Origin of the sequence: uncultured Mobiluncus sp. (genome assembly GCF_947087965.1) — a bacterium.
In the GTDB taxonomy this organism is placed as follows: domain Bacteria; phylum Actinomycetota; class Actinomycetes; order Actinomycetales; family Actinomycetaceae; genus Mobiluncus.
Window position 1 is genome coordinate 196,159 of record NZ_CAMUES010000002.1, and the last position, 20,363, is coordinate 216,521.

The following is a 20,363-nucleotide window of genomic DNA, read 5'->3' on the forward strand; positions in this document are numbered from 1 at the left end:
TTTTCCCAAATATCTATATGACTGGATTAAGATAAGGGTTTGTCCCACCCGAATCCCGCTTATTGCCCCGGATTTTACTGTGCCGCTGAGGCTTGGGCGTGCAGCGATTTCCACGGCCGCGCGATTTGTTCCAAACCCGCCTGGTCCAAAGATGTAAGGTCGACCTTTTTGTCCAATGCCCCGATCTCATCTAACAGGGCTATCATGTCCTTGAATTTTTGCGGGTCGGGAGCGGCAGCGCGACCAGGGTCAGCCGGGTCGTAGTCAGACAACTGCTCCAACTCCAGCGTTGCCAGGTTGACTTTCTGGGCGGCCTGCAAGGAAGCGGCGGTGTTCAGCGTTTGATCATACTTTTTCGTATATTCCACTGCTTTTTCCGGATTCTGTTGGATACTGTTGATGGCCTGAGCCATGGCGTTGATGACGCCCTCATTCACGGAATCTTCGTTTTTGCACCATTCGCCCGTCGTCACCACGGCGGCACCTACTAACGGCAGATTTGGAGGCAGGGGAATCTCGGTCACCTCCAGCCCCGCCAACTGAAACTGAACCAGGTCATTATTGGAAAATCCCACCACCGCATCGACTTTCCCGGTGGCCATCTGAGTCTGCTGGGTATATCCGATTTCCGAAATTTTCACGTCATCAAGGCTCAAACCCGCCTGCTGCAAACCTGCCTGGAAACCAAACCAGCTCGAACCGAAGCGGCCCGGTACGCCTACAGTTTTTCCTTTCAAATCCGCCCAGGAAGTAATCCCTGACTGCTTGGTCGCGATAACTTCCACCGGATATTTTTGGTACAGGATACCCGTGACACACAAATCCATACCCGCGGATATCGCCTGTACCGCTTCGTCAGCGAACGCCACCACGTAGTCTTCTTTGTGGGACAAAAGAGCGTTGAACAGTCCCTCATCGGCACCGTGGTGACGCAGGTTAACGGGCTGCTGGCTAACTCCCCCACCACCGTCCCAACGGAACAACCTGTCTTGTGCCGCCACATAGAACGGCGCAAACTGAACATTGGGGATATACGTCAAACCGATTGTGACCGCCCGGTCCGCCCCGGCGGGACTGTCGGCAGACCCGGCGGAACTTCCCTTTTCGGCAGTGGAACCGGCAGCACAACCGGCCAAGACCGCGGCACTGACGGCCAATCCGGCTAGGGACCTGATAAAACGATGTGACATCTGGTGAACCTTTCTTTGAGACGCAGCTAAACTGCGTTTACCGTTTTGGAATGACGCTCCAGGCGATAGACCCCCATGTAAATCAACGCGGCCACCGTGCAAATCATGATTAGACTCACGAACATGCCGGGTGTATCCACGTTGTGTGACTGCAGGGTTATCAGGGTGCCCATGCCGCGTCCACCGATGACCATCTCGCCCACCACCGCTCCGGTGATAGACAGGGTCACGCCGTTGCGAATGCCGCCCAGTAGGGATGGCAACACCAACGGAAACTCCATGTATTTCAGCAAGTCCCAGGTCCCGGCTCCATCGAGTTTGGCAGCTTCCAAAATACTGACGTTTAAGTGATGCAAACCCACGGTGGTAGAAACCAGAATGGGGAAAAACACCATCAGCGCGCACAACACCGCAATGGCGAGACGCGGCGTCGGCAGCCAAATCAACAGCAGCGGCGCCAGCGCGACCGCCGGGACCGCTTGGGAAGCTCCCAAAAACGGCTGAACCGCCGCATTGAGCAGACGCAGGTGATGAATCGCAAATGAGAGCGGCACACTCACAAGCAACCCCAAGACGGTTCCTCCCATCGCTGCCAGCAACGTGTTGCCCAGGTAAAGCCAGAACGTTTTGCCACTCAACAACTCCACACCGGACTGCACTACGTCACTGGGACGCGGCAAGATAAAGGTCGGGATGTTTCCAGAACTCGTCGCGAGGAACCAGACTGCCACAATGAGCAGCGCCAAAGCGAGCGGGGCAATGACATTGAGCGGCCGGGAATCCGGGACGGCGTTGACCGTTGACGGTGCCCGGTTTTGACTCATCGACATCTTCACCCCTTTCGGTTTGTCACCTCATTGGACAGCCCAGGGCAAAGAAAGATGAACGTTCACCAACACCTCAGTAAACATACGCAGGCGCGGTGGACGTGCGGCTCTTCCCATCCGGACTTTAACCGTCGGTATCGGAATTTCACCGATTCAACTCGTGCGGACACGAGGTCGCGGACTATACCGCCGGTGCTGAATTACACAGCCCCCAGAGCTACTTCCAGTATAGACCCTCGATAGCCCACTGAGGTCAAATCCCACAGGCGGGCTAATGAGTCTAATGGGCGTGCGCGGTAGCGCCGATGGTGCGCAGCGTGGCAATAGCCTGTTCGGGCTTACGTTTGAACACGTAGGACCCGGCCACCACCACGTTTGCTCCGGCTTTCATCACGAGGGGCAAGGTTTCTTCGTTGATGCCTCCGTCAACCTCGATATCGAGATTCATGCGGGCATCTTCGGCATATTTGCGCAGCTTGCGAATCTTTGGCAACACCTCGGGGATAAACTGTTGCCCGCCGAAGCCCGGCTCCACACTCATGACCGTGACCTGTTCAAAACGACCCAAAATGTCTTTGATGGCGCTGGCCGGAGTGGCTGGATTCAACGCAATCCCGGCCTTGGCACCTAAACTGTGCAGCACGTCAGCGGTCCGTACTGGCGCTTTCGAGGCTTCCAGATGGAAACAGACAATGGCGCAGCCGGCCTTGGCGTATTCCAAAGCCCACCGGTCTGGATTTTCAATCATCAGGTGGGCGTCAACCGGTAGTCTGGTAGCGTTCAACACCGCCGTGGCGGTTGGCAGTCCCCACGTCAGATTGGGCACAAAGTGGTTATCCATAATGTCGAGGTGTACCCCGTCGGCGCTCTTGATGTCCTGCAGCGCCTGGGCGAAATGCATCTGGTCGCAATTCAGCACGGAGGGGTAAATCTTAAGGCTCATATCGGTTCCCTTCTTTCCTCTATTGTCTAATTCCGCGGTGAGCTTCGGACGGTTTTAGCTGGGATTTATTCCTGAGAATCAGGCAACTTTTCAATCAGAGCCAGAAACATGGCGTCGGTACCGTCACGGTCAGGCCACAGCTGCAGATAAGGCCCCGACCCAAGGTCATGTTCCGGGTTGACGATAATTTCACGGGCCACGGCGGGGGCATCCAACACCCGCAAATCCGCGCGATTCTTTACCACGCTTTCCACCACCTGACGAGTTTCAGCCAAATGCGGGCTGCAAGTCGCGTATCCCACCACTCCCCCAGGCTTAACCGTTTGCAACGCGGATTGCAGCAGAACTTGTTGCAGTGCGGTCAGGTCCTTCAGGTCGGTGGCGGATTTATTCCATCTGGCTTCGGGACGGCGCCGCAGCGAGCCCAAGCCCGAACATGGCACGTCCACTAGGACCCGATCGGCTTTGCCCGGATGAAGCTCACCAAAATCGCGGCCGTCGCCCTGTAGAACCTGCACAGTCTGGTCCGGAAATGCTTTCGTGGAGTCACGTACCAGTTCAGCCCGGTGCGGCGAAACCTCGTTAGCGATGACGGAAACGTTACGCGAACTAGCCAACCCCGCCAGCAGAGCCGTTTTCCCGCCGGGTCCGGCACACAAATCGACCCAGGTGCGCTCCACCCCGGTCACCCGTGCTGCGGCCAAAACTTTGGCGACAAGCTGCGAGCCTTCGTCCTCGACCCCGGCGAAGCCCCGCTCGACCGCACGCAGTCGCCGCGGGTCGCCCCCGGAAAGCACCACCGCGCAGTCAGAGAGTTCTCCCAAACGAGTATTGGCATCAAGATAGGTTTCAGCTGCGGTCGCCAGCTCATCAGCGGTAATGAAACCCGGTCGGGCGCACAGCGTCACATAAGCGGGACGGTTTTGCGCGTGTAGGAGTCCTGGCAAATCGGCGGCATCCCGGCCGTTGGCAACCAGGGCATCGCGCAGCGCCCACACTATCCATTCCGGATAGGAAAATGCTCGGCTCAGGGCTTTTTCCCCGGTCAGTCCCGAGGTGATGGCATCGAGCCAATAGGGCAGGTCATGCTCAGTAACCTTGCGCAACACTGCGTTTACCATCCCGGCAGGGCCGGCGGAGAGACGGTCGCGCGCCAGGTCAACCATCGTGTCTACCGCGGCGTAGTCTTCCACCCGCATCTGGAGAATTTGATGAATCCCCATCCGCAGCACCGTGAGCAGCTCCGGATCTAAATCCGCAACATCCCGGTCGCTGAGCAGCCCGATAATGGCATCGTAGCGCCCTTGTAACCGCAATGTTCCGTACACGAGCTCGGTGGCAAAAGCCGCGTCTCGCCGATGCAAATGCGCCCGTTCAATCAGGCCGGGCAACACCAGATTGGCGTAAGCATGGTCTTGGTCGACGCGGCGCAGGGCTTGAAAAGCAACGTCACGAGCGGGGTCGCGCCGGGCTTTGCTCCGGTAGGTGTAACCGGTGCGAGAGTTACGGAAATTTCGAGCTGCACCCCCGGTTTTCGCAGTGTTGCGGCGAGAGCCAGATTTGCCCGCGGAAGCGCCCCCTGGATGGTTCACTCCTGACCTCCCATCGAGCTCGAAGTCGTAAACTTCGCACTACTTTCCAGGTGAGCTCCGCGTGCCCAAGCCTCAGCCGGCATTGGTTTTTTCCCTGCGGGAGCTACGTTGCCTAAGCACACGGGTGCGGAACCGGTGCCGACCCAGACCTCGTGACGAGTGGTAAAAATCTGACCGGGTTCCAGAGGTGGGATTGGCATAGTCACAGGCGGATTCGACTCCAGGACACCGAGTTTCATGCGGGATTCCTGCCATATCGTCCAGGCGCCGGGAGACGGTGTAAATCCTCTGATGTGGTTGGCGATAGTGTCGCCTGGCGCGGACCAGTCGATTTCGCCTTCCGACGGGTGTAGAGGTGGCGCATAGGTGATGCCGGTGTCAGCTTGCGGTTCCGGGTCAACTCCCCGTTCAATCATGGACAGGGCTTGTTCCAGAGGTCTGACGCTGAGTTCGGCGAGTTCGAGCAATACGTCTCCCGCTGTCGCCGACTCCGGCACCGCATAAGAGCAGGTCGCGTAAATGGGACCGGTGTCCAACGCGGGTTCGAGTTGAAAGACTGTGACGCCGGTGTGAGTGTCCCCCGCCTGGAGAGCACGCTGTACCGGGGCGGCTCCCCTCCACCGCGGCAGCAGGGAAAAATGAATATTAATCCACCCGAATTTGGGAATCTCTAAAATCTCAGCCGGCAAAATCGCTCCGTAAGCCACGATGACACCCAAATCAGGCTGGAGGTCACGTAAAAAAGTGGCGGCTTCTGTATTGTTCTTAAGGGTCTTTGGCTGATAGAGCATCAGGTCATGCTGGGTCGCGTAACCGGAAACCGGTGACTGGGCCAGTTTTCGACCCCGGCCGGAGGGCGCATCGGGTCGCGACAGCACCGCCACCAGGTCGTGTGCAGATCGCTCAAGGTATGTCAATACAGGAAGGGCCGCCTGGGGAGAACCAGCAAAAACAATACGCATACAAACTATCCTATCTAAGTTCAACTGGGGTTTTTCGAGGTGACAGCGCGGTCTATCCGATTTGACCGGCGGGATCTGGAGGATCTACTACGATGCGCAGGGCGTCGCTACCGGATTTTCGCTCCCGGGCATTTTGCAGTTCCACCGCGCGCAGCGCCCGGCCGAAATCCTGACTATCACGCAGTGCCACCGACACGAATGCAGTGCTGAGCGCGGGGTTTTCCCGTGCTGGAACCGGGCCAAATACCGTGATTTCGGGAAATCTCTGGCGCAGGAAAGCCAACACCTCACCCAGGGATTGCCCCTGCAACAGAGCCGTGCGCCACGCGGGGGCAAAGTGTCCCGCTTCGCGTTCTCGCAGGTCTAAGGCGGCGAAACCCCAGGGATCCCACCGTACCAAAGCCTGTTCCAGGCGCGGGTCAATCCGGTTCGTTACCAATATGCGCCCCTGAGGTTTCACCAAAGCTCCGGCTGCCAAGAATTGCCGCATGACTTCCTGGGCAGTCCACAGGGCGGTCCGATTGGCCCACATGTGAGCCCGTAAGATAACCGCGGCTTCGTACCCGCCCACGGCGAAAGGTTCGCCCCCCGGATGGGCTATGACCAGTCGCGATGCTGTGTCTATGAGGCCGACCCGGCCTTTTCCAGGACGGGAAACCAGCACTGGCACGCCGGAAAATGACCGCCCGATGTCATCAATTACCGTGCGCGACTGGAGGTGGCGCCCGCGCATTTTCATACTGGCACAGTTCGGACAGGCATAGTTGGTGGGGACATTGCCGCAGCGAGTGCAAACCAGCCGGGAACCCTGGAAAGTCAACGGTCCGCCACACACTTCGCACACCGCGTTAGCGCCGCAGTTTGCACAGCTCACCACCGAAAACGCACCGTCGGGAGGAACCAGCACCAAAACTGGACCGGATTTCAACCCCTGGCGCACCAGACGCAAAGCAGCGTTTGGGAGGAGCATCGCCCCCGTCATGCCTTCCGCCAGCTGTGCCTCTTCGCTGAGAAATTCAAAGCGGCCCGTACACTGGCGCAAAACGTCGCGGTGGGGGGCCAAGCCACTGGCGAAGTGACGGGTCACCAGCTGCAAATCCCCCGCGTTGACAGAATAGTGCGCCAACACCACAGCGGCACCGCACAGCTGGGAACGCATCAGCAGGACTTGCCGAGCAGAAAAGTTCGGGAACATGTCCGAACTAAGCGACCACGCCAAGTCGTCCCAGAGGTAAAACAAACCGGGGCGGGCCAGCGGCAAAAATACGGCGCCGCGGGTGCCGACCACTATCGCGGCGGTGCCGAAGCGAGAACGCAAGAACGTTTCATAGGAGGCGGCAGTGGGAATTTCCGAGGTATACAACACAACTTTGTCCGAGTCGGCAAAGTAGTCACGCAGATACAGGTAGGCTTCATCGGCTTGCTCTACCGTGGGCATCACCAGCAGGGATTGTTCCCCGTTAGCCCAGGTTGCCGCCGCTAATTCGGCAATGGGTTGAAAACGCGAGGCGGGTTGAAAATGTGGATTGTTACCCAGCGGCAGCGCACTAACCACGGCACGAGGGTGGTGTCCCCGACACAGTTCAGAGTAGAACTCAGCGCCCCCGGCATAACGCGCCCAGGTCGTTTGTTCCGGTGGCTCCACCGTGACCGCGGTCGTATCCCACTGAGGAGGGTCGGTAGAAAAGGCCTGTTCCACTTTGACGCGCCGCTCCGGTAGGGCGTAACGCAGCAGTGAGGAGGGTCCTGTCCCGTAATAGAGAGAGACATTTTCCAGCAGTTCCAAGGTGGAAGTGTCCAACAGAGGCAGGTCGCCCAAGGTGCGTTCGATTTCCCGCAACGGTTTTTGCCAGTCGGTGCTGTCTTTACGCTCCACGATGACACCGGTGTAGCGTTTTGTCCCTACTTTCACTTTCACCAACACCCCCGGAGCGGCCGCGGCATCGAGCTTTGGGGGAATCAGGAAGTCGAGAGGCCGGGACAAAGCGGGGGTAAACGTGTTGAGCAGAACCGCTGCCACGGGCTTTTCCACACCATCGACCAGCACCGCCCGCGGTCCGGGAGGTGCGAAATCGTCCAGTGGCAATATCGGTTCAGCAAACACGACTTAATTACAACTCATACCCCGGATACGAAAATCCGGCAGTTGCCATTTTGTCCCGGAAGTCGGGGCCATAACCAGCCCCCACAGCCGGTTTTACTGGAAATAATCCTTGAGAGCTTGCGCCCGATTGGTTTCTTCCCAACTGAAACCGTCACGTCCAAAATGGCCATAGTTACTGGTGTAGCGGAAAATCGGACGGGTCAGGTCCAAATCCCGAATGATGGCGGCGGGACGCAAATCGAAAGTCTCACGAATCGCCGTGGCCAGTTCCTCATCCGCCACGACACCGGTCCCGAAGGTATCCACTGACAGGGACACCGGGTTGGCTCGGCCAATCGCGTAAGCGATTTGGATTTCGCAGCGCTTTGCCAAACCGGCCGCCACAATATTCTTGGTAATCCAACGTAAAGCGTAAGAGGCGGAACGATCAACCTTTGAGGCGTCCTTACCGGAAAAAGCCCCTCCCCCGTGACGCGCCATGCCCCCGTAGGTATCGACAATAATCTTGCGACCGGTCAAACCGGAGTCCGCGGCGGGTCCGCCGATAATGAACTGACCCGAAGGATTCACTAAAATTTCCGCTTCCTTCGTGTCCAAGTCGATATTCAACTGATCGAGTACCGGACGAATAACCTCCGCTTCGACCATGGCGTGCAGTTCCGCCTGGGTGCGATCAGGGGCATGCTGGGTTGAAACCACGATAGTCGACAGGGCGCGCGGCACCCCGTCCTCGTATTCAACCGAAACCTGGGTTTTGCCATCAGGACGCAATCCGGAAACAATCCCCTCTTTGCGCACCTGAGCCAGGCGTTGGGACAGTTTATGCGCCAACCAAATCGGCATCGGCATCAAATCCGGGGTTTCATCGCAAGCATAGCCGAACATAATCCCTTGGTCCCCGGCGCCTTGCTGTTCTAGGGGATCATAGGCTTCGGGACGCTGACGCACTTCCAGGGAATGGCTGACGCCCGCTTCAATGTCCGGGGATTGCTGCCCCAAGGACACCATCACGCCGCAACTGCGCCCATCAAAGCCAATCTCAGAGGACGTGTAGCCAATCTGGGCAATCTCGTGGCGCACAATATGGGGAATCTCTACGTAAGCCTCGGTCGTCACTTCACCCATAACATGAACCAGCCCGGTCGTGACGAACGTCTCTACCGCAACGTGCGCCGCCGGATCTTGTTCCAAGATAGCGTCCAGAATTGAGTCGGCAATCCGGTCGCAAACCTTATCGGGATGTCCTTCAGTGACAGATTCAGATGTGAAAGTGACTTTTTTACTCATAAAAGAATTCTAGTGGCTTTGTGAGATTTCTCCAGCTAGTTGGAGCAAGACCTCGGCTACCTCGAGTTTCGTGCCGCTGGCTTGACCTCGTTCGTTACCTTGGGAATCGAAAAAGAACAAGGTGTTCCTCGAGGCTGCGAAGCCGTGGCCGTCCCCGACTCGATTCACACACAGCAGATCGGCGCCTTTGTCCAGGGCTTTCTTGCGGCCTTGTTCCCGCACCTGCGCCTCGCTGCCGGTCAACGCCCCAAAGCCGACAATGGTCTGGCCCTCGCGGCGGTGCTTTATGAGATTCATCAGGACGTCGGGGGTGCGTTCCAACTGCAAGGTGGGTATAGTGTCGGCGTGGCGGGTTATCTTGCCCGAAACACGGATGGGGCGGAAGTCCGCTACGGCAGCGCACATGACTATCAGGTCTGCCCCCGCGGCGGCGGCGTTCATTTGGTACAGCATATCCTCCGCGGTAGGGGCCTGCACAACCTTCACCCCGCGAGGAATCAGAGCTGCTTCCACGTTGGCGACCACTAATGTGACCTCGGCTCCAGTCTTTAGAGCTGCCCGAGCCACCTCGCAGCCCTGGCGTCCGGTAGAACGATTCCCTAAATAACGCACCTCGTCCCAAGGCTCGCGGGTCCCCCCTGCGGAAACCACTACGGAACGAAAACTCATGGGTCGGCCTTGTGAAAACTAATCGATAGAACCGGGGGCACTCAGAGCGAGCTGCGCCAAAACCGCATCACAAATGACGTCTGGTTGGCTGAGACGTCCGATGCCATGGGAGTTGTCGGCCAGTTTGCCGGTTTCGGGACCGATAAAGCGCCAGCCCCGTTCACGCAGCACCGCCACGTTGTCCTGGGTCGCCGCGTTTTCCCACATTGTAGGGTGCATCGATGGGGCTATGAGACGCGGGCAGTCAACCGTGATTGCAACTAGGGTGAGGAACTCGTCAGCCAGACCCATGCGGAAACGCGCCATCAAATCGGCGGAAGCTCCCACCGTTAAGAACAGGTCAGCTTTGCTGGCTAGGGTGACGTGGGTAATGAAGTCAGGGGTCTGGAACACGTCCGTATGAATCGGGTGATTACTCAGGGATTCCCAGGTCGCCTTCCCTACAAAATTGAGCGAATCAACCGTGGGACAAACCCACACGTTGACCCCGGCAGCGATGAGACTGCGCAGCACCTCAATGGCTTTAAACGCGGCCACGGAGGCGCCCACCCCCAAGATGACGGTTTTCTCTGGACCGCGGGGGGCGGCAAGTTCAGGCGTTGTCATCTTTCGCCAGGCCTTCGGAGAAAGAGGCCGCCAAGGCTTCCAGCGGATTTACCGATTCCGAGGTGTCCTCCTCGGGAGCCTCGTCTTCTGGCTCATCGCCTTTCAACTGCATATCTAACATGCCCTGCGCGATTTCATGCATGGCGATAGACAGGGGCTTTTCCCGCGGACCGTGATCAACCAGCGGGCCGATAGTGTCCAACAGACCCGCTTCCAGCTGCTGGTTATAGGTGTTAATCTGGCGTGCGCGAGCCGCCGCGAAAGCCACCAGGGCGTACTTAGAATCAACGTTTTCCAGCAGATCGTCAATAGGCGGGTCGGTGATACCTTCGGGGTGAGCGACGGTTCCGGTCATAAAAAATCCCCCTCAATAGTGATTTTTGGTTTCTTCAGCCCAGCTATACTAGCGCAAACCCATAATTTTAGCCAGTTGCTCGGTAGCGTTAGGCACTTCGTCATTGACCACGATTTCGTCAAATTCCTCAGCGGCAGCCAACTCGGTGCGCGCCGTGTCCAAGCGCAGGCGCTGCTCTTCCGGAGATTCCGTACCGCGGCCTTGCAAGCGGTGCACCAGTTCCTCCCATGACGGGGGCTTGAGGAAAACGGTGTGTGCATCCGGACGTAAAGCTTTCACTTGCCGGGCTCCCGCCAAGTCGATTTCCAACAGAACTGGTTTGCCCTGACGTAAAGCCTCATCGACCGGGGTGGCTGGGGTACCGTAGTAATTTTTGCCGTGAACCTGTGCCCACTCCAACAGTCCCCCGGATTCGATGAGCTGTTCGAACTGGGGTTTCGTCATGAAAATATAGGACTGCCCATCAACTTCCCCCGGTCGAGGATCTCGAGTGGTGGCAGAAATGGACAGATAAAATTCTCCCGGAAAATTCGCACAGAGAGAACCCACCACCGTTCCCTTTCCAACAGCAGTGGGTCCGCTAAGTATGAACAGCCCGGCAGCAGCGCCGGCGGTCACCATCAGCCGAAACGCTTGATGAGTTCAGCGGTCTGGTGGGGACCAAGACCGCGGATACGGCGAGCCGGAGAAATCCCGATTTCTTCCATCGCCAAAGCGGCGGTCTTAGCGCCGACGCGAGGAAGCGACTCCAGCAAAGACTGAACTTTCATCTTTGCTAGGGCTTCGTCCTTTTCGGCAGCCTTCAAAACTTGCGACAGCGTCTTTTTGCGGTTCTTTAAATCAGCTTTGACTTCAGCGCGATGTTTACGCGCCGCCGCAGCCTTTTTCAAGGCTTCCGCGCGCTGTTCAGCGGTAAGTGGAGGAAGTGCCATTTGCTATACTCCTGTTTTTCTGTCTTCTTAATGGACGTGAATTGGTCAACGACCAACCCTAGTGAGCATTCTATACAGGATTGCTTCACGAAATGAGGGATTTAAGGGAATCTAAATTTTCTTCAAAGGCGGCTTGTAGCGCACCCGCCTCAGGACCGCGGCGCAAAATCCCGCGAGAACTCGAAACAATAATCCGGTCTGCGGCTTTCCCAAAGACTTTGGCGATACTTTCTGGGTTTCCGCCCTGAGCGCCAAAACCGGGTACCAGCAGCGGCGCATTCGCGGCATCCAGCAGAGACTCCAAGCCGCTCATCCGCTCCCCGACGGTGGCTCCCACGACCAAACCCACGTGACCCCAGTATCCCGCTTGTGCCGCCTGACGATTTTCCTCACCCGCACGTTGCATAATATCGGCAGCCAGGGACTTCTCAGGTGTTCCACCCTCATTCATAATCATCGCTGATTGGATTGAGGCGGACTCCGGGTTTGAGGTTAACGCCAGTACGAACGTCCCCTTGCCGTTCTGTTTTGCCAGGTCAAGTGCAGGGCGCAGGGACTCGAATCCCAGGAACGGGCTCAGCGTCATCGCGTCAGCCTCCAACGGCCCTTCTGACAGGTACGCCCTCGCGTAGGCGCTCATGGTGGAACCGATGTCGCCTCGCTTCACATCCGCAATGCTGATTGCGCCAACGTCATGAATTGCCCGCAAAGTCGCGGTGAGCGCGGAAATGCCGGAAGCACCATATTCCTCGAACAGCGCCGATTGCGGCTTAAAGAATCCACACGAATCTCCCAAAGCATCCAGCACGCGCATGGAAAAATCCCATACGCCAGCCCCGCTGCGCGGCAAGCCCCAGGCCTCCAGTAGTTCCGGGTGAGGATCTATCCCCACGCAGAGAGGACCCCGGTCCGCAATCGTTTCGAGGCAGCGTTTTCCGAACGGTTCGACAGGATTAGATTCTGGCGCAGCGCTCATAGCTTCCCTTTCTCAAGTGGCATCAGGAACTGGCTCGGACCAGAAATCCGAGCTCACTGAAAAGCCATTTTATGCCTTACCGGGCATCCGAGTACCGGACTTTTCCATCTCAATTTGTCGTTCCTGCAAAGACCGCACTGTGAAGGTCTGCCCCTGGCTGAGGAAATCCATCACCTGGACAGCTACCTGGAGAGTGCGCATAGTCGTGATGATGACCTTGTTGGCGGTAGCGGCCGCGGTACGAATCCGGTATCCCGCTTCGCGAGTCCCCTTGCCGCGTTCCGGAGTGTTGACGACCATGCCGACTTCCGCAGATTTCACGAAAGAGCTGAAGGCCGTGTCGGCTGACCCGTCGGTGAGTTGCCGATCCTTTTCCACCCGGGTGACCGGAATCCCATTGCGTTCCAAGACCGAAGCCGTCCCCTCGGTAGCCACCAGCTTGTAACCTAGCTGGTGGAGGCGCGAACACGGCAGAATAATGTGGCGTTTATCCCGGTCAGACACTGTCACCACGATAGTCTTGCCCGGTTTGGGCAGCGCTCCCACCGTAGCCAGCTCCGACTTGGCATAGGCCATCGGCAGATTCACACCCAAGCCCATCGCCTCGCCGGTCGAACGCATTTCCGGTCCCAGAATCGTATCGACCATCGTGCCGCTAAAGGTGCGGAAACGTTTGAAGGGAAGGACCACTTCTTTGACGGCGATGTCGGGAAACTTACTCCACTGGGCAAAGTCCACAACGGGCAGTATCCCGCGCTGTCGCAACTGGGCAATGGTGGTGCCGGTCATGACTTTGGCGGCTGCCTTCGCGAGGGGAACCCCGGTCGCTTTCGCCACGAACGGAACGGTACGGGACGCTCTGGGGTTTGCTTCAATAATGTTGAGCACCCCGGCCGCCAGCGCGAACTGAATGTTAATGAGCCCGACAGTGCCCACGCCTTGGGCAATGGATTCGGTCGCGGCACGTATCTGGTTAATTATCGTGCCCGAGAGCGTGGCTGGGGGCAGCACGCAAGCCGAGTCGCCGGAGTGAATGCCCGCCTCTTCGATGTGCTCCATCACGCCAGCCAGGTACAGCTCGTGACCGTCATAGAGCGCGTCCACGTCGATTTCGATGGCATCGTCCATGAAACGGTCAATGAGCAGCGGTCCGGCACCGACTCCGGCCGAGTCCGGCCCCAATCGACTTAGGTAATCCTCAAAATGGTCGGCGTTAAAGATAATTTCCATGCCGCGTCCCCCCAGCACATAGGAAGGGCGCGCCAGCAGGGGGAACCCAATCTCGGCGGCGATGTCTCGCGCTCCGGCGTTCGTGGTGGCGGTGCCATGAGCGGGGGCAGCCACCCCGGCAGCGGTATAGACCCGTTCAAACTCTTGCCGATCCTCGGCTAGGTCAATCGCGCGTGCTTGGGTGCCCAGAATCGGCACTCCGGCATCGGTGAGGCGCCGCGCCAGGGACAGCGGGGTTTGGCCCCCCAGCTGGACAATCATCCCAGTTACCGGACCGCAAGCCAGTTCCGCCCGGTACACCTCATAGACGTCTTCAAAGGTCAAGGGTTCAAAGTAGAGCCGCGAGGCGATGTCATAGTCGGTCGACACGGTCTCGGGGTTACAGTTGACCATAATCGTGTCGTAGTCGTCTTTCAGCGTCAGGGCAGCGTGCACGCAAGAGTAGTCGAATTCGATACCCTGCCCGATTCGATTCGGTCCGGAACCCAAGATGATGACTGCCGGTTTCTCACGCGGCTGTACCTCGGTGCTGAGGTCGTAGGATGAATAATGATAAGGGGTGTTCGCGGCAAATTCCCCGGCGCAGGTGTCAACTTTCTTGTACACCGGGTGCAGTCCAAAAGCGTCGCGAACTTCCCGCACGGTGTCTTCTGAGATGCCCCTAATCTGGGCAATTTGCAGGTCTGAGAATCCGTGGCGTTTCGCTTCGCGCAGTAGCTGAGGCTGCAAAGCGGGAGCTTCCCGCAGACGCTCGGCCACCTCGCGGAGGATAAACAGTTGGTCGATGAACCACGGGTCTATTTTGGTCGCAGCATAGATGTCCGCAGCCGACGCTCCCCCACGGATTGCCTGCATCACCTGGGTCAAGCGTCGCTCCGTGGGGGTAGTGATTTGTTCCAGCAGCTGCGCGGTTTGCTCCGGGCTGGGAGCGGGCTGGACAAAGTCAAAACTGGACCCGCGCTTGTCCAAGGAGCGCAGCACCTTTTGCAGGGCCTCGGTAAAGTTTCTGCCGATAGCCATCGCTTCGCCCACCGATTTCATGGTGGTGGTCAGTGTCGGGTCGGCCGCGGGGAACTTTTCAAAAGCAAACCGCGGGGCTTTCACCACCACATAATCCAAGGTGGGCTCGAAGGACGCCGGGGTGGACAGCGTAATATCGTTGGGAATCTCGTCCAGGGTGTAACCCACCGCCAGCCGCGCGGCGATTTTTGCAATCGGAAACCCCGTCGCTTTCGATGCCAGAGCTGAAGAACGCGACACCCGCGGATTCATTTCAATGACGATAATCCGACCGGTCTGGGGGTGGACGGCGAACTGGATATTGCACCCGCCCGTGTCCACACCGACCTCGCGAATGACGGCAATCCCGATATCGCGCAGCCGCTGCATTTCCCGATCGGTCAAAGTCATGGCGGGCGCCACCGTGATGGAATCCCCCGTATGCACCCCAACCGGGTCCAGGTTCTCGATAGAACACACAACCACGACGTTATCGGCGCGGTCTCGCATCAGTTCGAGTTCATATTCTTTCCACCCGATGATGGCTTCTTCCAACAGAACTTCGTTCGTCAGCGAATCGGCCAGACCCGCCGCGGCAATCCGTTCCAAATCCTGTTGATTATAGGCAATCCCGGAGCCCAAGCCCCCCATAGTAAAGGACGGGCGCACCACGACCGGAAAACCGAGCTGCGCGACCGCGGCGTTGATCTCCTCTAGGGAATGAGCAATAAAAGACCGGGCCACTTCCGCACCGCAGCGTTCCACGACTTTCTTAAATTCTTCCCGGTCCTCGCCCGCGTTGATGGCCGCGGCATTAGCGCCGATGAGTTCGACCTGGTATTTGTCTAGAATCCCGGCTTCACTCAAGTTAATCGCTGCGTTCAAGGCCGTTTGCCCGCCCAGAGTGGGCAGCAACGCATCGGGGCGTTCCTTAGCGATAATCGATTCCAAAAATTCGGTGGTAATCGGTTCGATATAGGTGCAATCGGCAACCTCCGGGTCGGTCATAATCGTGGCGGGGTTGGAGTTGACCAAGATAACTTTCAAGCCCTCATTACGCAGCACTCGACAGGCTTGCGTGCCCGAATAGTCAAATTCGGCCGCTTGACCGATGACAATCGGCCCGGAGCCGATGACCATAACAGAATGTAAATCTTGACGCAGCGGCATCAGGCATCCGCCTTCCCGGTGGGTTTTTCACAGCGGTGTTGCAACATCATCTGTAAAAAGTCGTTGAATAGGTGTGAGGCATCGTGCGGACCGGCGGCAGCTTCGGGGTGATATTGCACGGAAAAGGCTGGGATGTCCAGGCACCTCAGTCCTTCTACGACATTGTCGTTCAGTCCGATGTGGGTAACTTCCGCTCGGCCGTATTTCCCGTTGCAAAAGGGCGTTACCGAGGCTTCTCCCAGCGGCATGTCTACCGCAAAACCGTGGTTGTGGGCGGTGATTTCGACTTTGCCGGTGCATCGGTCCAGTACGGGTTGGTTCACTCCCCGGTGGCCGTAAACGAGCTTGTAAGTTCCGTAGCCTAGGGCGCGGCCCAGCAGCTGATTGCCGAAACAGATTCCGAAATACGGCAGTCCCGCGTCCAGTACCTCGCGTAGCAGCTCAATTTCATGGGTGGCCGCGCTGGGGTCGCCGGGTCCGTTTGAGAAAAATACCCCGTCGGGGTTGATGGACTGTAGGTCTTTCAGGGTCGAGTCCGCGGGAAACACGTGAACTTCCACGCCTAGGGAAGCCAAAATTTCCGGAGTGCGAGACTTGACCCCCAAGTCCAATGCCGCCAACACCGCCCGTGGGCTCCCACCGGCGAATTCACCGGTGGGAGCAATCACGTAGGGGGTTTTGGTAGAGACTTCGGCGCTGAGCGCCGCCCCCGTCATCTGCGGGGAGTCTTGAATGATGGATCGTAAAGCCGCTACCGCGTGGGGTTCCAAGTTTTCGGCGCCGACCGGCAGGGCGTCGCCCGAAAAAATGCCTCCCCGCAGGGCACCGGCTTGACGAATATGCAAAGTCAAGGCTCGCGTATCCACATCACTGATTCCCACGATGCCGTGATGCACCAGCTCATCTTCCAGGTCACTTTCGGCCCGCCAGTTCGAGGCTCGGCGAGCCGGATCGCGCACCACATAACCCGCCACCCAAATCTGGTTAGATTCCGGGTCGGTCGCGTTCATGCCGGTGTTGCCGATATGCGGTGCGGTCATGACCAAGATTTGACGATGATAGGAAGGATCCGTGAGGGATTCTTGATAGCCGGTCATTCCAGTGGAAAACACGACTTCACCCAAGGTTCGCCCGCTGGCTCCGAACGCCTTGCCCGTCACGGCAAAACCGTCCTCGAGAACCAGCACCGCGTCCGCCCGATCCATCGGGAGCGCGGGGTGGGCATTACCTTGCGGATTAGTGCTTTGACAGAGCATTTCCGTCATGGTTCGGTTCTCAGCGCTGATCGAGCGGGATAGCCGTGGCGTCCATAATCGTGAACTCGCCCTTCCACATGGTGTACCGCGCCTGACCGGGCAGTTCCATGCCCAGGTAGGGGGTATTGGTGGACAGGGAATGTTGCGAGTCCAGGTCAATGGTGCGGCGCGTGGAGGGATCCCACAAGGTCAGGTTCGCCGGTTTGCCGGTGACGATGCCCTGACCTTGTTCCTTGACCCGCCCGATGTGCGCCGGCGCGGTGGACATGACTCGTGCCACGTCCTCCCACGTGAACTTGCCAGTATCGACCATGACTTTCTGAACTACCGGCAGGGCGGTTTCCAAACCAATCATGCCGAAAGCCCCGGCTTGCCACTCGCAGTCCTTTTCCTCTAAAGGATGGGGCGCGTGGTCGGTGCCGATACAGTCGATGGTGCCGTCCATCAGGCCGGCCACCAAGGCTTCGGTGTCCGCAGCAGTACGCAGCGGCGGGTTGACCTTGTAGCGCGGGTCGTAGGTCTGAGCCATTTCCTCGGTCAGCAGGATGTGGTGCGGGGTGGCTTCGGCAGTCACGGCAATGCCGCGGCTCTTGGCCCACCGCACAATATCGACCGAGCCCGCGGTGGATACGTGACAGATGTGGACTCGTGAACCCACGTGAGAAGCCAACTGAATATCTCGCAAGATAATGGCTTCTTCCGCGACCGCCGGCCATCCGGGCATACCCATTACAGCTGACAGCGGAGACTCATTCATCTGTGCATTTTCAGTCAGACGCGGGTCTTGAGCGTGCTGAGCGACCACACCGTCAAAGGTCTTTACGTATTCCAGAGCGCGGCGCATCAACACCGGGTCGGAAACGCATTTTCCATCATCAGAAAACACCGTAACGTGCGCGTCTGAACGGTTCATGGACCCCAAGTCCGCCAGATGTTCCCCTTGCAGACCGGCGGAAACGGCACCGACCGGGCACACCTGTACCCAACCCGCCAAGTTCCCCAAGTGCACGACTTGCTCGACGATACCGGCGTTGTCCTGGACAGGAGTGGTGTTAGCCATAGCGTGAACGCAGGTGTAACCGCCGTAAGCCGCCGAAAGCGTGCCGGAAGCGACTGTTTCCGCGTCCTCGCCGCCAGGTTCGCGTAGGTGAGTGTGCATATCGACCAGGCCGGGCAAAGCCACCAAGCCGTTGCCATCAATGGTGGTAGCGCCAGCAGAAACAGCATCCGCCGCATTGGCGCCTACACCCGCAAAAATGCCGTCCTTGACAGCAATGTCAGCCCCCTCACCGTTCGGCAGGGTCACGTTCTTAATCAAATATTCCTTCACAGCAGGCCTCCTTCCGGCGCGAGCAAAAGATAAAGGGCAGCCATACGGACACTCACGCCGTTTCCAACTTGTTCAACAATGACAGACTTTGCGGAATCTGCGGCTTGGGCGCAGATTTCCACCCCGCGGTTCATCGGACCGGGGTGCATGATAACCGTACGTTCGGGCAGGTTAGCGAAACGGGTGTTGTTCAAACCGTAAGCCCGGTGATACTCGACCACGGACGGGAAGTAGCCCCCGCCGGCAGAACTCATACGCTCGCGCTGCACCCGCAACATCATGACCGCGTCGGGATTGGTGGCCAGAGCCGCATCCAAGTCGTAGGACACATCGCACTTCCAATCTTCCACCCCGACAGGCATCAGGGTTGGCGGACCGACCAGGGTCACGTGAGCACCCAAAGTTGACATCAGGTCCACGTTGGAACGGGCTACGCGAGAGTGCAAGATATCGCCCACAATGACGACATTAGCGCCGTTGAGGTCTTTACCAGCGAGGTCGCCGCCGCTCAAGCCCAGATAGTGCCGGCGCAGGGTCATCGCATCGAGCAGAGCCTGAGTGGGGTGTTGATGTTCGCCGTCCCCAGCGTTGAGCACGGGCACGTCAGACCAGCCGGCATTGGCCAAACGGTAGGCCGCTCCGGAGGAGGAATGGCGGATAACGATGCCGTCAACCCGCATGGCCTGCAGGGTCAAAGCCGTATCTTTCAGGGATTCGCCTTTCGCTACCGAGGAACCTTTCGCGGAAAAGTTGATGACGTCCGCGCTGAGGCGCTTGGCCGCGGTTTCGAAAGAAATCCGGGTTCGGGTGGAGTTCTCAAAAAAGAGGTTGACCACGGTTTTGCCGCGCAAGGTCGGCAGTTTTTTCACCTTTTGAGCCTGGGTCATCGCCATGGCTTCGGCAGTATCCAAAATTTTCAGGACATCTTCGTGGCTCAAATCAGCCGCAGAGAGTAAATGTCGCATGATTTTTATTCCTTCCCGTCTGCAATAATCACGGCGTCTTCGCCGTCACTGTCTTGAAGTTTTACGAGTATTTGTTCCGTCCGTGACGTGGGCAGATTCTTGCCGATGTAGTCTGCACGAATCGGAAGTTCCCGGTGACCGCGGTCTACCAGCACGGCTAGCTGCACTTGGGCAGGTCGGCCGTGATCGTTCAACGCATCGAGCGCAGCCCGAATCGTGCGTCCGGAATAGAGCACGTCGTCGACGAGGATGACCGTTTTGCCGTCAATGCCGGTTTGGGGCATCACGGTTGGTTTGGGTACTCGTATCGGTTGACGGGAAAGATCATCGCGGTACAGGGTGATGTCCAGGGTGCCAATCGGAACATCTGTATCGGGATTATTTTCCTTTAAAAAAGTCCCCAACCGATTGGCTAACTCAACGCCACGGGTGGGGATTCCTAACAGAACGACATCTTCAAGACCTTGGTTTTTCTCCATTATCTCGAAGGCCAGTCGTTTCAGCGAACGGGCAATGTCAGCACTGCCCAACACTGTTTTTTCCATATTTTTCCTTTCTGCCTCACAGGGCGAAATTAAAGGTTTTATTGCGGCTCAATATTACACGTTTTTTCCCGCTCTACCGAATCCCGCGTCCGCGCCTTCGAAAATTGGGTCGAAAATGTTGAATTCCTCCAGGTGCTGAGGCAATTTCTGAACACGGGCGTTTTCGAGCTAAACTCCGGGGAAAAATCGCCGATAATAGGGTCATGGATGAAAAACGCGAGCTATTAATGCAGCTTCTCTTTGGCAACGAGGACACGCCGGAGCTGAACCAGGATGAGGTCACGCAACCCGATAACTCTCCCGAGGCCGCGGCTCGTTTCCAAAAGTGGGCAAAAGCGCAAAAGAAAGCCCAGACCATCAACGAAACTCTGGACAACTCAGAAAAATCCGCGGATATCCTGCGCGAAATGATGAACCGCGACTAA

18 protein-coding genes, 1 pseudogene and 1 riboswitch are annotated in these 20,363 nt (G+C 57.8%); of the genes and pseudogenes, 1 reads left to right on the forward strand and 18 read right to left on the reverse strand.

The genetic code is table 11. From position 1 onward, the window contains the following. Nucleotides 1-74: 74 nt before the first annotated feature. The 18 genes and pseudogenes from Q0V70_RS02895 to pyrR form a co-directional block, all read right to left on the reverse strand. Complete coding sequence (locus tag Q0V70_RS02895; protein ID WP_297588186.1) at nucleotides 75-1,190, reverse strand: ABC transporter substrate-binding protein; 1,116 nt, start codon at nucleotides 1,188-1,190, stop codon at nucleotides 75-77. A 26-nt stretch (nucleotides 1,191-1,216) separates the two neighbouring features. Next, nucleotides 1,217-2,020, reverse strand: a complete 804-nt coding sequence (locus Q0V70_RS02900; protein WP_297588189.1) for an ABC transporter permease — start codon at nucleotides 2,018-2,020, stop codon at nucleotides 1,217-1,219. A 98-nt stretch (nucleotides 2,021-2,118) separates the two neighbouring features. After that, nucleotides 2,119-2,240, reverse strand: a riboswitch (FMN riboswitch). A gap of 57 nt (nucleotides 2,241-2,297) precedes the next feature. Then, nucleotides 2,298-2,960 carry a ribulose-phosphate 3-epimerase gene (rpe, locus tag Q0V70_RS02905; protein ID WP_297588191.1) on the reverse strand — a complete coding sequence of 221 codons (663 nt, stop codon included), beginning with the start codon at nucleotides 2,958-2,960 and terminating at the stop codon, nucleotides 2,298-2,300. Between the two features lie 65 nt (nucleotides 2,961-3,025). Continuing rightward, the gene (locus Q0V70_RS02910; RefSeq protein WP_282921589.1) at nucleotides 3,026-4,552 is read right to left on the reverse strand and encodes an RsmB/NOP family class I SAM-dependent RNA methyltransferase; all 1,527 of its coding nucleotides are present in this window, start codon (nucleotides 4,550-4,552) and stop codon (nucleotides 3,026-3,028) included. Next, nucleotides 4,549-5,514 (reverse strand): methionyl-tRNA formyltransferase, encoded by a 966-nt coding sequence (fmt, locus tag Q0V70_RS02915; protein WP_297588194.1) that lies wholly within the window; start codon nucleotides 5,512-5,514, stop codon nucleotides 4,549-4,551. Before fmt ends, Q0V70_RS02910 begins: the two co-directional genes overlap by 4 nt. 52 nt (nucleotides 5,515-5,566) lie before the next feature. Beyond that, the gene (locus tag Q0V70_RS02920; protein WP_297588196.1) at nucleotides 5,567-7,618 is read right to left on the reverse strand and encodes a primosomal protein DnaI; all 2,052 of its coding nucleotides are present in this window, start codon (nucleotides 7,616-7,618) and stop codon (nucleotides 5,567-5,569) included. A gap of 93 nt (nucleotides 7,619-7,711) precedes the next feature. Beyond that, complete coding sequence (gene metK, locus Q0V70_RS02925; RefSeq protein WP_297588198.1) at nucleotides 7,712-8,905, reverse strand: methionine adenosyltransferase; 1,194 nt, start codon at nucleotides 8,903-8,905, stop codon at nucleotides 7,712-7,714. 9 nt (nucleotides 8,906-8,914) lie between these two features. After that, nucleotides 8,915-9,574 (reverse strand): phosphopantothenoylcysteine decarboxylase, encoded by a 660-nt coding sequence (locus Q0V70_RS02930; protein ID WP_297588200.1) that lies wholly within the window; start codon nucleotides 9,572-9,574, stop codon nucleotides 8,915-8,917. Between the two features lie 18 nt (nucleotides 9,575-9,592). Continuing rightward, nucleotides 9,593-10,180, reverse strand: a complete 588-nt coding sequence (locus tag Q0V70_RS02935; RefSeq protein ID WP_297588203.1) for a flavoprotein — start codon at nucleotides 10,178-10,180, stop codon at nucleotides 9,593-9,595. Nucleotides 10,181-10,280: 100 nt separating this feature from the next. Then, a pseudogene (gene rpoZ / locus Q0V70_RS02940) lies at nucleotides 10,281-10,535 on the reverse strand (DNA-directed RNA polymerase subunit omega); the annotation flags it as partial. 48 nt (nucleotides 10,536-10,583) lie between these two features. Further along, nucleotides 10,584-11,156, reverse strand: coding sequence for a guanylate kinase (gene gmk, locus Q0V70_RS02945; RefSeq protein ID WP_297588208.1), 573 nt, complete (start codon nucleotides 11,154-11,156; stop codon nucleotides 10,584-10,586). Further along, on the reverse strand, nucleotides 11,156-11,467 hold the full coding sequence (gene mihF, locus Q0V70_RS02950) for an integration host factor, actinobacterial type (RefSeq protein ID WP_295026758.1): 312 nt from the start codon (nucleotides 11,465-11,467) through the stop codon (nucleotides 11,156-11,158). The genes gmk and mihF overlap by 1 nt, the downstream gene beginning before the upstream one ends. Nucleotides 11,468-11,552: 85 nt before the next feature. Then, the gene (pyrF, locus tag Q0V70_RS02955) at nucleotides 11,553-12,443 is read right to left on the reverse strand and encodes an orotidine-5'-phosphate decarboxylase (RefSeq protein ID WP_297588210.1); all 891 of its coding nucleotides are present in this window, start codon (nucleotides 12,441-12,443) and stop codon (nucleotides 11,553-11,555) included. A gap of 69 nt (nucleotides 12,444-12,512) precedes the next feature. Next, nucleotides 12,513-15,842, reverse strand: coding sequence for a carbamoyl-phosphate synthase large subunit (carB, locus tag Q0V70_RS02960; protein WP_297588212.1), 3,330 nt, complete (start codon nucleotides 15,840-15,842; stop codon nucleotides 12,513-12,515). Beyond that, a complete protein-coding gene (gene carA, locus Q0V70_RS02965) occupies nucleotides 15,842-17,047 on the reverse strand; it encodes a glutamine-hydrolyzing carbamoyl-phosphate synthase small subunit (RefSeq protein WP_297588610.1) in 1,206 nt (401 codons plus the stop codon). Before carA ends, carB begins: the two co-directional genes overlap by 1 nt. 70 nt (nucleotides 17,048-17,117) lie before the next feature. Next, nucleotides 17,118-18,428 carry a dihydroorotase gene (locus tag Q0V70_RS02970; protein WP_297588214.1) on the reverse strand — a complete coding sequence of 437 codons (1,311 nt, stop codon included), beginning with the start codon at nucleotides 18,426-18,428 and terminating at the stop codon, nucleotides 17,118-17,120. Further along, a complete protein-coding gene (locus tag Q0V70_RS02975) occupies nucleotides 18,425-19,393 on the reverse strand; it encodes an aspartate carbamoyltransferase catalytic subunit (RefSeq protein WP_297588216.1) in 969 nt (322 codons plus the stop codon). The genes Q0V70_RS02970 and Q0V70_RS02975 overlap by 4 nt, the downstream gene beginning before the upstream one ends. A gap of 5 nt (nucleotides 19,394-19,398) precedes the next feature. Further along, complete coding sequence (pyrR, locus tag Q0V70_RS02980; RefSeq protein WP_282922657.1) at nucleotides 19,399-19,968, reverse strand: bifunctional pyr operon transcriptional regulator/uracil phosphoribosyltransferase PyrR; 570 nt, start codon at nucleotides 19,966-19,968, stop codon at nucleotides 19,399-19,401. A 173-nt stretch (nucleotides 19,969-20,141) separates the two neighbouring features. On the opposite strand from pyrR, the gene Q0V70_RS02985 reads away from it, so the two are divergent. Beyond that, nucleotides 20,142-20,363, forward strand: coding sequence for a hypothetical protein (locus Q0V70_RS02985; RefSeq protein WP_297588220.1), 222 nt, complete (start codon nucleotides 20,142-20,144; stop codon nucleotides 20,361-20,363).